This window comes from Erythrobacter sp. SG61-1L, from assembly GCF_001305965.1.
GTDB lineage: Bacteria > Pseudomonadota > Alphaproteobacteria > Sphingomonadales > Sphingomonadaceae > Andeanibacterium.
On the sequence record NZ_JXQC01000003.1, the window covers coordinates 1,648,214 to 1,661,077 of the forward strand.

At 63.5% G+C, this 12,864-nt stretch carries 20 protein-coding genes; 2 read left to right on the top strand and 18 right to left on the bottom strand.

What is annotated here, in order from left to right; genetic code table 11:
- Positions 1–27 precede the first annotated feature (27 nt).
- The 3 genes from SZ64_RS08425 to rplU all read right to left on the bottom strand — a co-directional run bounded on the left by SZ64_RS08425 (position 28) and on the right by rplU (position 1,500).
- Positions 28–582: a GNAT family N-acetyltransferase gene (locus SZ64_RS08425; RefSeq protein ID WP_054530410.1), complete on the bottom strand. Its 555-nt coding sequence runs from the start codon at positions 580–582 to the stop codon at positions 28–30.
- A 200-nt stretch (positions 583–782) separates the two neighbouring features.
- Positions 783–1,052, bottom strand: coding sequence for a 50S ribosomal protein L27 (gene rpmA, locus SZ64_RS08430; RefSeq protein ID WP_054530411.1), 270 nt, complete (start codon positions 1,050–1,052; stop codon positions 783–785).
- A gap of 25 nt (positions 1,053–1,077) precedes the next feature.
- Positions 1,078–1,500 (bottom strand): 50S ribosomal protein L21, encoded by a 423-nt coding sequence (rplU, locus tag SZ64_RS08435; RefSeq protein ID WP_054532163.1) that lies wholly within the window; start codon positions 1,498–1,500, stop codon positions 1,078–1,080.
- 208 nt (positions 1,501–1,708) lie between these two features.
- On the opposite strand from rplU, the gene SZ64_RS08440 reads away from it, so the two are divergent.
- The gene (locus SZ64_RS08440; protein WP_054530412.1) at positions 1,709–2,221 is read left to right on the top strand and encodes a hypothetical protein; all 513 of its coding nucleotides are present in this window, start codon (positions 1,709–1,711) and stop codon (positions 2,219–2,221) included.
- Between the two features lie 6 nt (positions 2,222–2,227).
- Here the strand turns inward: SZ64_RS08440 and SZ64_RS08445 are convergent, their stop codons facing one another.
- The 9 genes from SZ64_RS08445 to SZ64_RS08485 form a co-directional block, all read right to left on the bottom strand.
- A complete protein-coding gene (locus tag SZ64_RS08445) occupies positions 2,228–2,674 on the bottom strand; it encodes a molybdenum cofactor biosynthesis protein MoaE (RefSeq protein WP_054530413.1) in 447 nt (148 codons plus the stop codon).
- Between the two features lies 1 nt (position 2,675).
- The gene (locus tag SZ64_RS08450; protein WP_054530414.1) at positions 2,676–2,939 is read right to left on the bottom strand and encodes a MoaD/ThiS family protein; all 264 of its coding nucleotides are present in this window, start codon (positions 2,937–2,939) and stop codon (positions 2,676–2,678) included.
- A gap of 4 nt (positions 2,940–2,943) precedes the next feature.
- Positions 2,944–3,957 (bottom strand): GTP 3',8-cyclase MoaA, encoded by a 1,014-nt coding sequence (gene moaA / locus SZ64_RS08455; protein WP_054530415.1) that lies wholly within the window; start codon positions 3,955–3,957, stop codon positions 2,944–2,946.
- A gap of 6 nt (positions 3,958–3,963) precedes the next feature.
- Positions 3,964–4,314, bottom strand: coding sequence for a Rossmann fold domain-containing protein (locus SZ64_RS08460; protein WP_054530416.1), 351 nt, complete (start codon positions 4,312–4,314; stop codon positions 3,964–3,966).
- The gene (locus SZ64_RS08465) at positions 4,314–4,691 is read right to left on the bottom strand and encodes a dihydroneopterin aldolase (RefSeq protein WP_054530417.1); all 378 of its coding nucleotides are present in this window, start codon (positions 4,689–4,691) and stop codon (positions 4,314–4,316) included. The genes SZ64_RS08460 and SZ64_RS08465 overlap by 1 nt, the downstream gene beginning before the upstream one ends.
- A 78-nt stretch (positions 4,692–4,769) precedes the next feature.
- The gene (locus SZ64_RS08470) at positions 4,770–5,567 is read right to left on the bottom strand and encodes a formate/nitrite transporter family protein (protein WP_054530418.1); all 798 of its coding nucleotides are present in this window, start codon (positions 5,565–5,567) and stop codon (positions 4,770–4,772) included.
- 58 nt (positions 5,568–5,625) lie between these two features.
- A complete protein-coding gene (locus tag SZ64_RS08475) occupies positions 5,626–6,516 on the bottom strand; it encodes a class I SAM-dependent methyltransferase (protein ID WP_054530419.1) in 891 nt (296 codons plus the stop codon).
- A 108-nt stretch (positions 6,517–6,624) separates the two neighbouring features.
- Positions 6,625–8,028 (bottom strand): threonine synthase, encoded by a 1,404-nt coding sequence (gene thrC / locus SZ64_RS08480; protein ID WP_054532164.1) that lies wholly within the window; start codon positions 8,026–8,028, stop codon positions 6,625–6,627.
- A 347-nt stretch (positions 8,029–8,375) separates the two neighbouring features.
- Positions 8,376–8,720: a helix-turn-helix domain-containing protein gene (locus SZ64_RS08485; RefSeq protein WP_054530420.1), complete on the bottom strand. Its 345-nt coding sequence runs from the start codon at positions 8,718–8,720 to the stop codon at positions 8,376–8,378.
- A gap of 51 nt (positions 8,721–8,771) precedes the next feature.
- Between SZ64_RS08485 and SZ64_RS08490 the strand changes: the two genes are divergently transcribed.
- Positions 8,772–9,254, top strand: a complete 483-nt coding sequence (locus tag SZ64_RS08490; RefSeq protein ID WP_054530421.1) for an SRPBCC family protein — start codon at positions 8,772–8,774, stop codon at positions 9,252–9,254.
- A 42-nt stretch (positions 9,255–9,296) separates the two neighbouring features.
- Here SZ64_RS08490 and SZ64_RS08495 read toward each other — a convergent pair whose 3' ends face one another.
- The 6 genes from SZ64_RS08495 to SZ64_RS08520 all read right to left on the bottom strand — a co-directional run bounded on the left by SZ64_RS08495 (position 9,297) and on the right by SZ64_RS08520 (position 12,830).
- Complete coding sequence (locus tag SZ64_RS08495) at positions 9,297–9,878, bottom strand: SURF1 family cytochrome oxidase biogenesis protein (RefSeq protein ID WP_241773011.1); 582 nt, start codon at positions 9,876–9,878, stop codon at positions 9,297–9,299.
- Positions 9,875–10,291 (bottom strand): DUF983 domain-containing protein, encoded by a 417-nt coding sequence (locus tag SZ64_RS08500; RefSeq protein ID WP_054530422.1) that lies wholly within the window; start codon positions 10,289–10,291, stop codon positions 9,875–9,877. The genes SZ64_RS08495 and SZ64_RS08500 overlap by 4 nt, the downstream gene beginning before the upstream one ends.
- 12 nt (positions 10,292–10,303) lie before the next feature.
- Entirely contained in the window at positions 10,304–11,125 is an 822-nt protein-coding gene (locus tag SZ64_RS08505) for a cytochrome c oxidase subunit 3 (protein ID WP_054530423.1), read from the bottom strand.
- Between the two features lie 87 nt (positions 11,126–11,212).
- On the bottom strand, positions 11,213–11,779 hold the full coding sequence (locus SZ64_RS08510) for a cytochrome c oxidase assembly protein (protein WP_054530424.1): 567 nt from the start codon (positions 11,777–11,779) through the stop codon (positions 11,213–11,215).
- Positions 11,776–11,913 (bottom strand): hypothetical protein, encoded by a 138-nt coding sequence (locus tag SZ64_RS18795; protein ID WP_193391557.1) that lies wholly within the window; start codon positions 11,911–11,913, stop codon positions 11,776–11,778. Before SZ64_RS18795 ends, SZ64_RS08510 begins: the two co-directional genes overlap by 4 nt.
- Positions 11,913–12,830, bottom strand: a complete 918-nt coding sequence (locus tag SZ64_RS08520) for a heme o synthase (protein ID WP_054530425.1) — start codon at positions 12,828–12,830, stop codon at positions 11,913–11,915. Before SZ64_RS08520 ends, SZ64_RS18795 begins: the two co-directional genes overlap by 1 nt.
- Positions 12,831–12,864: the final 34 nt, after the last annotated feature.

Here is a 12,864-nt window from a genome sequence, read left to right on the forward strand (position 1 = left end):
CAGCCCCCTCTCACGCTGGAGAGGGGGTCAGGCCGCTCGCGGCATCATCGCCGGATCGTCGCCACCTACACAGCCGTCCAGTTCGGTGACGAATTCGACTGCCGAAATGTCGATTCCCCTCCCCCGGCTGTGGACCGTGCGAATCCGTCCGGTAGGACTGAAGCCTGCCTTGCGCAGGACGCGCCCGGATGCCGGATTGTCGACCGCATGGCAGCTATGGACACGCCGATGGCCAAGCGACCGTGCGACAGACAGCACCGCCCGCGCCGCTTCGGTGGCGAAGCCCTTGCCCCACCATTCGCGCGCGATCCAATATCCGATTTCCGTTCCCTGCGCGTCCTCATGCAGGCCGCAGGCGCCGATGATGGGACTGCCGCCCGCGCCGGGCAGCGTCACCAGAAAGGCGGGGAAACGGGGGTTGGACGCCCGAGACAGCCAGGTCTCGGCATCTTCCTGCCGATAGGGCCACGGGGCACTGGCAAGGTTGCGGACAATCGCCTCGTCGGCGATCCGGGACGTCAGTTCGCCTGCATCTTCCAGCCAACCCGGCCTGAGCAGCAATCTTTCGCTACGGTGAAACATGGCATTCTCCTCTCGCGCCGCCACGCCCCACTGATTGCGGAACGTGACAGGACTATTGCCGAAAGCACCGGCTTTTCGGCCAAGCGTTGCGAGGGAGACGTGAAAAGAGGGAGACGGGCTGGGCCCCTCTCCCTCTGACGGCCGGATTCTGACTCCGGCGGGGCCATCCCGTAGGACGGCCCTTTCAATGAACCGTCCGCTTATTCGGCGGCTTCAGCCATTACGTCTACCGAGACGTATTTGCGGCCGAGCTTGCCATCGTGGAATCGCACGCGACCTTCCGCGAGCGCGAACAGGGTGTGGTCCTTGCCCATGCCGACGTTCACGCCCGGATAGACGCGGGTGCCGCGCTGGCGAATGATGATGTTGCCGCCGATCACTTCCTGACCGCCGAACTTCTTCACGCCAAGGCGACGACCGGCCGAATCACGACCGTTACGGGACGAACCGCCTGCTTTTTTATGTGCCATCTCGTCTTACTCCGTAACTCGGGACTTATTCCTGATCCGCCTTCTTGGCGGCGGGCTTCTTGGCTGCAGCCTTCTTCGGCGCGGCCTCAGCGGCGGGAGCGGCTTCTTCAGCCTTGGGCGCAGCAGCCTTCTTGGCGGCCGGAGCCTTGCCTTCGCCAACAGCGAGGATGCGCAGCAGCGTCATCTGCTGACGGTGACCGTTGCGGCGACGATAGTTGTGGCGGCGGCGCTTCTTGAACACCAACACCTTTTCGCTCTTCGCCTGGGCGATGATTTCGGCAGACACCGTCACCTTGCCGGCATCGCTCAGTTCACCGCCGTCACCGGCGAGAAGAACGTCACCCAGCACGATCGTGTCACCGGCTTCGCCAGCGAGCTTTTCAACCGCGATCTTGTCTCCGGCGGCAACCCGATACTGCTTGCCGCCCGTGCGCACTACTGCGAACATGGTACTTGCATCCATTCTACTGCTGTGCCGCCCCGCTTTGCCCGAACTCCGAAAACGAATCCCGAGCATTGAGCGACGCGCCGCGCGCCCCCGGAAGGGCGCCGGAAAGATGGGTGCCGTTAGTGTAAGCGCCCCTTCCTGTCAACGCCGCAGAGCCGCATTTCTCAAGACGCTGGAAAGGTATTCCCACCATGCTATGGCTCCACGCATGACTTCGCGCCGATATGCCCTGCCCTTCTTCGCCGCCGCCTCGCTCGCTCTGGCGGGCTGCGCCAAGGATGATGGCGCCTTCCCGTCTCTCGCAATCCGCGATGCCGAACGGGTAAGCGGCGTGTTTCAGCCGGTAGAGGCAGAAACCTTCATTCCGGCTCCGCAAGGCCCGGAAACGCTGGGCCGGATCGACCGATTGCGGGCCGATGCCGAATCTGCCCACGCCCGATTCCTGACTGCGGCAGGCAAGGCCCGCACTTCAACCTCAGCCGCGCGCAGTGCCGGAATCGGCGATGAACAATGGTCAGTCGCGCAAGTCGCGCTGGGCGATCTCACCGGGATTCGCAGCGAAACGATGATCTCGCTCGCCGAACTCGATCTGCTTTACGTAAATGCACAGACGGACGGGCAAGAACTCGCCCAGATCGAATCGGCTCGCGCCGATGTTGAAAAGCTGGTGGGCGAAGAAGATCGGCTGCTGGATTCGCTGAACGCACAGCTGGCGAACTGATCCGCGTTACCTCTTCCAGCGCGCCAGATCGGAATGGTCTTCGGCGCGCGGTTCGATCCAGTGCCAGCCATCGGCACGCTTTTCACGTTTCCAGAACCACGCATCGCTCTTGAGGTGATCCATGGCGAAGTCCACCGCCTCGATCGCTGCACGGCGATGGCGCGCGGCGGCGACGGCCAGCACGATCGGTTCACCCGGCCTCAGCACGCCGACACGATGCGCCAGCAGAATGCCGGACAGATCGAATCGGCCAAGCGCCGCATCGGCCAGCCCCTCCATGCCAGGCAGGGTAAGCGGCTCGTAATGCGAAAGCTCCAGCGCCTCGCAGCCGCCAGTGGGGCGAACCTTGCCGACAAAGGCCGCCACGCCACCCGCCTCAGCATGGACGGCGGAAAATGCGTCAATCTCCGCCCCCGGATCGAAAGCGGCGGCGAGCAGGCGCACATCGCGCATCTCAGCCTCCACTGACGGGGGGCAGGAAGGCCACCTCATCGCCATCCCTTGCGGCGAATGCAGCCTTGTCCTTGAGCAATTCCCCGTTGATCGCGATTCGCACCTTTTCCCCGGCAATCGCGTTGGAGAGATCGGGCGAACTCCACACTTCCAGCCAGGCGACCAAATCGGTCCAGTCGACCAGTCCGTCGGCTTCCACGAAGTCCCGCTGATGGGCGCCGGCAAGGTCGGCAAGCTTGCCGAGAAAGACGAACTTCACGCCCATGGGATCAACCGCCCGTCAGCGACATGTGGCGCGACAGGGCCGGAGCAGCTCCGCGCTCGATCCTGAAGTCGTGCTTCTCCGGCTTGATCCGCATCAGCAGGTCGAGCGCTTCGGAAAGGTTGCGCTCCGGTTCGTCGGAACGCAGCGCCGCGCGCAAGTCCACCTGCTCCGTGCCGCCAAGGCAGGCATAAAGCTGGCCGGTGGCCGTCACGCGGATACGGTTGCAGCCCGCGCAGAAATTATTGGTCAGCGGCGTGATGAAGCCCAGGCGCCCGCCCGTCTCCGCCACATCGACATAGCGCGAGGGGCCACCGGTGGTCACATCGGTAGGCACCAGCGTCCAGCGCTTCTCCAGTTCGTCGCGCACAACGGGCAGCGGCAGGTAATGGTCCACCCGCTCCTCTTCCACATCGCCCAGCGGCATGGTCTCGATCAGGGTGATGTCGTGGCCATGGGCATGCGCCCATTCGATAAGGAAGGGGATTTCCTCCTGGTTGAGGCCCTTCAACGCCACGGTGTTGAGCTTCACCTTCAGCCCGGCCTCGCGCGCGGCGGCAATGCCGCGCAGCACGTCGTTCAGCTTGTCGCGACGGGAAAGGCGCTGGAACAGCACCCCATCCATCGTGTCGAGCGAGACATTGATGCGCCTCACACCTGCGGCGGCCAGATCGTCCGCGAAATGTTCAAGCTGAGTGCCATTGGTGGTGATGGTCAGCTCTTCCAGCCCATCGCCGATCTTGCGGCCGAGCGCGCGGACCAGTTCGATCACATCACGCCGCACCAGCGGCTCCCCGCCGGTCAGGCGAATCTTGGTGATACCGCGATCGATGAAGCCCAGCGCAAGCTTGTGCAGTTCCTCAAGGCTCAGCACATCCTTGCGCGGCAGGAAGGTCATCTTTTCCGGCATGCAATAAGTGCAGCGCAGGTCGCACCGGTCGGTCACCGAAAGGCGCAGATAGGTTATCCGCCGGTTGAAGGCGTCCACCAGGGGGGCCGAAGATGTGCTCACGAATGTCATATAGCACTAATTCGGGAAATTACCCGCCCCGTGATTCCCTGCCGCTGGATCGACCGGCAGAAGCTGCCCGGTGATCCCAGGCGCATGGGCCAGCCATTGCAGCACGGCCTCCACCGGCTCTCCTTCCGGCCCTTCAACGCCATTCACCCGCTTGGGCGCGGCATCGCGGGCAAGGTCGGCGATGGCGGCCTTGCGCCAGCCTGTGTGGTTGTAAGGCGCCTCGGGGAAAACCAGCACCAGAGCCTCCGCCCCGCTTGCCAGTTCCTTGCGGATGGCGGGCAGATAGCGCGCATGAAAGGCCGCCGCGGCATCGAGTGCCGCCTCCGGCAGGCCCTGAATGCGCAGCACCGCCTGCATCAGCCTGCCCGGCGCTGCCGCGTGAGGGTAATGCCGATCTGCTCATTCGCCTCACTGAGCGCCAGCTTCACAATCTTGACCGCGACTTCCTCAACGCGATCATCGCGCAGGAACAGCGTGTCGCAGATATGTTCCGCCACAGCTTCGATCAGCTGATAGTGGCGAGAATCGCCCAGCGCCTCGGAAGCGGCGAACTTCAGGTCCATATAGTTGAGGCTGGCATCGAGTGGCGTTTCCGGCTCGTAGCGATCCGCCGCCTTGAGCTTCACCCGCAGGCTGAAGCGCAAAGGCTGGGCCTTGCCGGTCTCTTCCGAATAGATTCCGGTCAGTACGTCATGTTCGAAATCGGCTACTTCGAGGTAGAGGCTGTCAGACATCGTTGCCCTGCTTATGATTTTGCGCGCCCTTTGCACCGGAACGCGCCGATGTCCAGCATTCGGCCGATCGGGCGCTCGTCACCCGGAATGGGGCCGACGATAGATCAGCCAGTAGATCAGCGCCACCAGCACGCCCCCGCCCACGACATTGCCCGCCGTCACGAGCGCGAGATTGGCGGCCAGCCCGGTCATATCGAACGCGCCCGACTGGAGCATCGCCACCGGGATAAGGTACATGTTGGCCACGGAATGCTCGAAGCCGAGCACCACGAAGGCCGTGATCGGGAAGATGATAACCAGCACCTTGCCCGCAACATTGTGCGCCGCGAAGCACATCCATACCGCCAGGCAGACGAGGATGTTGCACAATATGCCGCGCGTGAAAGCCTCCATCGGGCCAAGCGCCAGCTTGGCATCGGCGAGCGACAGTGCCTTTGCCGCCACCGCCCCATCGCCCAGTGACAATATGCCCGAGAAATGGACCAGCAGCGCCGTTCCCAGCGCGCCGGCCAGATTGCCGCACCATACGATCACCCAGTTGCGCAGCAGGGCAGCCGTCGTGATCCTGCCGCTGGCCCGGGCGAGCACGATCAGGCTGTTCCCGGTGAACAGTTCCGCCCCTCCGACAATCACCAGCACCAGCCCGAGAGAAAAGGCCACCCCGCCCAGCAGGCGGGTAGGCCCAAAGCCCAGTTCGCTGCCGGTAATCACCACAGTGTAGAACATCGCGCCGAAGGCGATGAAGGCCCCGGCCAGCACGCCCAGAGTGAAGGTTTCGACAAAACCGAGGCCGACCTTGCGGACGCCCACCTCTTCCACCAGCACGGCGATCCGCGCGGGCGGGACAACATCGAGCGGATGCGGTTCCGATGCCATCAGCGCGAATCCCCCTTTGGCTGCGCCCTCGAATGTCTATGCCCTTGCCGGGCCTCCGTCACTCACCGCGAGTCCAGCGCGCGAAGATTGCGGTGGGCAACAGCCGCCCGTCCGGCCCGTCTTCCCGCACGGCCAGGTCGCCATGTTCGATCCTGCCGGGCAGGCCCGTGAAATGTTCCTGCAACAGCCCGGCCAGCGAAAGGCTGGACATGCGCACGGCATAGGCGGTGAGGAACAGGAAGCGGCTGTCCTCGTCCAGCAGGCTGCGGCAATCGGCGATCAGCGGAGCAAGATGCTCCTCGATCCGCCAGGTCTCGCCGCCCGGCCCGCGCCCGAATTTCGGCGGGTCGAGAATGATCCCGTCATAGCGCCTGCCGCGCCGGACTTCGCGCGCGGTGAACTTGGCAGCATCGTCCACCAGCCAGCGCACCGGCCGGTCCTGCATTTCCGAAAGGAAGGCATTTTCGCGCGCCGCCGCGACCGACTTCTTGCTGGCATCGACATGCGTGACCGGCCCGCACTTGCTCAGCGCCAGCGTGCCCACGCCAGTATAGCCGAACAGGTTGAGCGCCTGCGCATCCGGCTTGCCGTCCAACTGCCCGCGCATCCAGTGCCACACCGGCGCCATGTCCGGGAAGAAGCCCAGATGGCGGAAGGGTGTGCATTGCGCAGTGAAGCGCACCTCTTCCCATTCCAGCGGCCAGCCTTCGCGCGGCACTTCGCGAAAGAAATGCCAGCGCCCGCCGCCATCCTCGTCCGAACCGGGCACGAATTCGCCATCCGCGTCCCAATCCGCAAGGCGCGGAGTCCACATGGCCTGTGGCTCCGGCCGAATGAAGCGGAACGGACCGTAGCGCTCCAGCTTGCGGCCATGGCCGCTATCGACCAGCCCGTAATGAGCCCAGCCCTCGCCCGCCAGGATCAGGGGATCAAGTGCGAGATCTGCCACTCTGTGTCCTCCCGCACCTAAACCCGTTCATGCTGAGCTTGTCGAAGCACATGCGCGACGGCAACCGCTGCAGCGTGGCCTTCGACAGGCTCAGGCTGAGCGGATGTTTCATGCCGCGTTCGGCGTCGCATGCTCCGCCACATAGGCGGCGATGGCATCATATTCGCCCGGCAGCTGGACGTAGCGCTCTTCCCGCTCGAACAGGTCACCCACGCGGGCGGGCAGGCCCGGACGGACGCCGGTTGCCTGTTCCACGGCATCGGGGAACTTGGCCGGGTGAGCGGTCGCCAGCGTCACCACCGGCACGGATTTATCCACCCCGGCATTACGCGCGGCGTGCAGGCCGATGGCAGTGTGCGGATCGATGATCTCGGCGCAATGGTCCGCCGCCCAGCGCATGGCGGCCATGGTCTCGTCCCCATCGGCGCGGGCGCTGGTGAACAGGGCGGAGGCCCCTTCGCGCTGCGCATTGGTGAGGCGCATGGCCTTGCTCGCTTCGAAGCCACGCATCTGCTCGGCCAGGGCCAGGCCATCGCGCCCGCCGCAATCGAACAGCAGGCGTTCGAAATTGGAGCTGACCTGAATGTCCATCGAAGGCGCGGCAGTGGGCGTGACCGTTCCGGCCGAATAATCGCCTTCCGACAGGGCGCGGTGGAGAATGTCGTTGACGTTGGTCGCCACGATCAGCCGTTCGATCGGCAGGCCCATCTTGGCCGCGACATAGCCCGCGAACACGTCCCCGAAATTGCCGGTCGGCACGGAGAAGGCCACATTGCGGTAAGGCGCGCCAAGCTGCACCCCGCAGGCGAAATAATAGACTACCTGCGCCATCAGGCGTGCCCAGTTGATCGAATTCACCGCCGCGATGTTGAAGCGGCTGGTCATGGCAGTATCGCCGAACATGCGCTTCACCATGGCCTGCGCATCGTCGAAGCTGCCTTCGATGGCGATGTTATAGACATTGGGCGCCAGCACCGTGGTCATCTGGCGGCGCTGCACGTCGCTCACCCGGCCGCGCGGATGCAGCATGAAGATGTCGATGTTCTTGCGGTTCGCCACTGCGTCGATCGCGGCAGAACCGGTGTCGCCCGAAGTCGCGCCAACGATAGTCAGGCGGTCTTCACGGCGGGACAGGAAGGTTTCGAACAGGCGGCCCAGCAATTGCAGCGCCACATCCTTGAAGGCCAGCGTGGGGCCATGGAACAGTTCGAGCAGCCAGTGCTGTTCGTCAAACTGCTTCAGCGGCGTCACTGCATCATGGGCGAAGGTGCCATAGGCGCTGCGGCACAGGCCCAGCAGTTCCTCATCCGTCAGGCTGCCTTCGACGAAAGGCTTCATCACCTTCACCGCCAGTTCGGCATAGGGAAGCCCGGCCATCGCCGCAATCTCGGCCTCGGTAAAGCGCGGCCATTCGGTGGGGACGTAAAGCCCGCCATCCGAGGCCAGCCCGGCCAGAGTGACACCTTCGAAATCGAGCGCCGGGGCGCTGCCGCGAGTGGAGACGTAAAGCATGGCGCGCGCCTTAATCGCACCGCCCGGCAAAGGAAACCCCGGATGGGCAGCGAGGCGTATTCGCCGCGCCGGATGGGGCGCATTCAGGCAGGCCCCAGGTGCCATGGGAAAGGTGACACAGAACCACCCGCGAAACCTTGTGACCTTTCCCGAAATTTCCGTTGCAGGTCAGCAGCCTGTGCGGGAATTCCCAAAATGGACTGTGACCTTTCGTTCGGCCTCGTGTCACCGCGCAAGTCCGCACCACCATCGTCCCTCGCCACTTGCCGCGAAATCGGCTTGCAGGCGACATGGCACAGATGGGCATGTGTAGGAAAATGTAGCTTTGAGAGGGGCACCTCGAAGCGCTACGCTTCTTCCCCCACGCCCTCCCCTTCCAGCGCGCCTTTCAGCGCCAGCAGCCCGGCTGCCGCGCCTGCCGCATGAGGGCCGATCCAGCGCCGATGGATCTGCTGGATCGGCATGGCATCCAGATGGTTGAACCTTTCCCGCCCCTTGCGCACCGGCACGACCAGCCCGGCCTTCTCCAGCACCTTGAGGTGCTGCATCACCGTGCAGCGATCCAACGCCGGAAAGCAGGCACACAGCTGACTGGTAGTGAGCGGGCGCAGTTTCAGTTCATCGCAGATCGCCCGCCGGGTGGCGTTGCCCAAAGCCCTGAAGACGAGGTCCATCTCTGCGTCGATTGACATGTTATATTTTTATAACATAATTCACTGCGACTCAAGCGGAAGGATCGCGCGATGGAACTGAAGTTCAGAGTGGCAGCGCGGATTGCCCGCCCGGTCCACGACGTGTTCGAAGCGGTGGCCGATCCGGCAAAGCTGTCAGCCTACTTCACCACCGGTGGTGCGAAGGGCCGCCTGGAAACCGGATCTGTGGTGACGTGGGACTTCCACGACTTTCCGGGCGCCTTCCCCGTTTACGTGACCGAAGTAGTGCCCGATGAACGCATCGTGCTGGAATGGGATGCGGCAGAAGGGGAAGCGCCCAATGTCGATGGCGGGGAACTGACCCCGGTCGATTACCGCACCACCGTGACCATGCTGTTCAAACCATTGGAAGACGGACGCACGCTGGTGGAGATCGCAGAAGAAGGCTGGCGCCCCACGCCGGGCGGCCTCAAGGCGAGTTATGGCAATTGTCAGGGTTGGAGCCAGATGCTCTGTGCGCTGAAGATGTGGATCGAACACGGGATCAACCTGCGCGAAGGGATGTATAAATAGGGCTGCCCTGCCCTCGCCCTCCCTCAGCGCGCAGGAACCCTGTCAGCCCCGCATCCGCTTGCGCAGTGCAATCGCATAGATAACCAGCGCGGTCGCGGCGAAGAAGAACCACTGCCACGCATAGGCCATGTGGTTATTGGGAATGTCGGCCGGATCGGGCGCGGCATTGGCCTGCAGGCCTGCCAGCGGCGGGGATGCGATCAGGCGAGCCTCTCCATCACGCCCCGGACCGATGATGCCCTGGACTTCGCCGCCTGCCCATTGAGGACGCTCCTGCGGGCCGGCGGACCAGCCCAGCACGACATCGGCCTCACCCGCACCGGGGATCGTACAGCGCGCGACCTGCGCCCACCCTGTTTCGCCTGCCTGATTATGCCCGGCAACGGCGTCCAGCGAGAGCACCTTGGCGCAATCGATCGTCGCGTGGCGATAGAGCGCACCTTCCACCTCGGCCTTGCTCTTCGGCCAATCGGCCTGCGAGGACATGGTGAGCGCCTGCCGGTAATGCGCCAGCAGCGATTCCTTCCAGCTTGCCCGCTGCAACTGCCATATGCCCAGCCCCACCATTGTGGCGACGGCCAGCAGAACGACGATGGTCGCGAAAATCGGGATACGTCGCGTCACTCTTGCCCCTTGGAATCGGCATCGCCGCCCACATCGCTGCAAGTGACTTCCTTGGCCTTGCGCCAATATTCCGCCTGCAGCAGCCATGCCTTGCTGACGCGCAGGCCCCAGATCGTCGATCCGGCAATGACCGGAATCCAGATCAGGATATGCACCCAGAAAGGCGGGTGAACGGAGAATTCCAGCCACAGCGCCAGGATCACCACCAGTGCGCCGATGATCAGGGTGAGGAAGGCCGCAGGCCCATCGCCCACGTTGAACTGGCTGAAGTCCAGCCCACAGCTCTTGCAGCTCGGCGCGAAGCGGGCCAGCCCGCCGAACAGGGTCTTCGAGCCGCAGCGGGGGCAAAGACCAAGAAGGGCAGCCTGCACTGCTGCGGGCTGCCCTTCCTTGATTGATTCGGGTTTGTTCACCTCAGGTGCCGATCAGTGGATCGGCGCACCCCAGCCGCCCCAGATGTAGACGACCGCGAAGAGGAACAGCCACACCACGTCGACGAAGTGCCAATACCAGGCAGCCGCTTCGAAGCCGAAGTGCTCCTTCGGGGTGAAGTCGCCCTTATAGGTGCGCACGAGGCAGACGATCAGGAAGATCGTGCCCACGATAACGTGGAAACCGTGGAAGCCGGTCGCCATGTAGAAGGCCGAGCTGTAGGTGTTGCCACCGAAGCCGAACGGCGCGTGCATATATTCATAGGCCTGGATGCAGCTGAACAGCACGCCCAGGATGATGGTGAGCCAAAGGCCCTTCTTCACCGAAGTGCGATCACCATGGATCAGCGCGTGGTGCGCCCAGGTAAGCGTGGTGCCCGAGCAGAGCAGGATCAGCGTGTTCAGCAGCGGCAGGGCGAAGGGGTCCATGACCGCTTCGATCGCCTTGGGCGGGAACTGACCGCCGATAACTTCGGCCAGTTGGTTCGGGAACAGCGCGAAATCGAACCAGCTCCAGAACCAGCCGACAAAGAACATCACTTCCGAAGCGATGAACAGGATCATGCCGTAACGCATGTGCAGCTGCACCACCGGAGTGTGGTGACCTTCGCGGCCTTCCTTGATGATGTTGGAAAACCAGCTGAAGAAAGTGGCGATCAGGCCGGCAAGCCCCAGGCCGACAACCAGATGCCCGCCGGACATCTCATGCATGAACATCACCATGCCGGTGGTGAACACAAGCGCCGAAAACGAGCCGGTCAGCGGCCAGATGTCGGGGGGAAGGATGTGGTAATCGTGGTTCTTCGTGCCGGCCATGGATTGCTTCCTGGTTGGTCTTGCGTGGCGCCCCTGTCAGAGCCTTGTGAGCGCCCCTTAATCTGCAGATCGCCTGCGGTCCAGAGCTTAGGAGCCCTTCCCGTCAAGGTTGTGGAATGTGTAGCTCAGGGTGATCTGTTCGACGTCCTTCGCATTCTCGTCCTTGAGAATCGCGGGATCGACATAATAGGTCACCGGCATCCGGACTTCCTCGCCCGGCTGCAGCGTCTGCTCGGTGAAGCAGAAGCACTGGATCTTGTTGAAATAGGGCGCTGCCTGTTCCGGCTCGACATTGTAGCTCGCCTGACCGGTCACCGGCTTGTCGGAATTGTTGCGGGCGATGAAAAAGGCGATCTTGCGCTCGCCCAGCCGGGCGGTTTCCGTCACCTGCTCAGGCTTGAAATTCCACGGTACATCGGGCGCGATATTGCCATCGAAGCGGACAGAGATCGTCTCGCCCGTGGCGTTCACCGCTGCGGCTTTGGCCTCGCTGGCGATCTGCGGCGTGCCACCGAAACCGGTCACCTGGCAGAACATGCGGTAAAGCGGCACCGAGGCATAACCCAGCCCGAGCATCCCGACAGCAAGGGTAAAGGCCATGAAGCCGACCTTGCGGTTGTTCCGCCGGGCGGTGTCAGACCCCTGCCCACTCATTGCGCGCCACCGATCCGGGCGATGGTGATGAAAAAGAACAGCACCACGAATGCCAGCAGCAGCCCGGCAACCACCAGGTTGCGACCCTTGCGGCGGCGAGTGAATTCAGCCTGTTCTTCGGGCGTCATGTTCATCAGATAATTCCCTGCACCGAAAGCAGCCGGTCCGCAACCAGAGCCGCGAACAGCGCGAAAAGATAGAATACCGAAAATGCGAAGAGCCGCTTTTCCGGCTTCATCGCATCGTCATCGCCCGTGCGCTGACGAAAGGCCACCGGGAAAGACAGCACGAGGAATACGCCAGACAGCGCCAGCGCCGCGATCCCGTAAACCGCACCAGTTCCGCCGATGAACCACGGCGCGGCGGAAAGCGGCAGCAACAGAATGCTGTAAGCCAGAATCTGCTTGCGAGTGGATGCCTCGCCCGCGACCACCGGCATCATCGGAATGCCGACCTTTGCGTAATCGGACTTCACGAACAGGGCCAGCGCCCAGAAATGCGGCGGCGTCCAGAAGAAGATGATCGCAAACAGCAGCACCGGCATCAGGGTGACATCGCCGGTAACAGCCACCCAGCCGATCAGTGGCGGGAAAGCCCCTGCCCCGCCGCCGATCACGATGTTCTGCGGGGTGCGCGGCTTGAGCCAGATGGTATAGATCACCGCATAGTAGACGACCGAGAGCGCAAGGATCGCCCCGGCCAGCCAGCCCACCGCAAGGCCCATGATGAGCACTGCGGCAACCGACAGGCCGACGCCGAAATCTCGCGCCGAAGTCGGGTCCATCTTGCCTTGCGGCAGGGGGCGTCGCGCCGTGCGCTTCATGCCCGCATCGATGTCGGCTTCCCACCACTGGTTCAGCGCCCCTGCCCCGCCTGCTGCCATGGCGATGCACAATACGGCAGTGAAGCCCAGCACTGGATGGATATGGCCCGGCGCTGCCAGTAACCCGCACAGGCCGGTGAACACCACCAGGCTCATGACACGCGGCTTGGTCAGCGCGAAGAAATCGCGCCAGTCGGCCGGGAGCTGGATCGCAGTGGAGGTCGTCATAAGTCTTTCAACACGGACTGGCCGAACCGGCCGT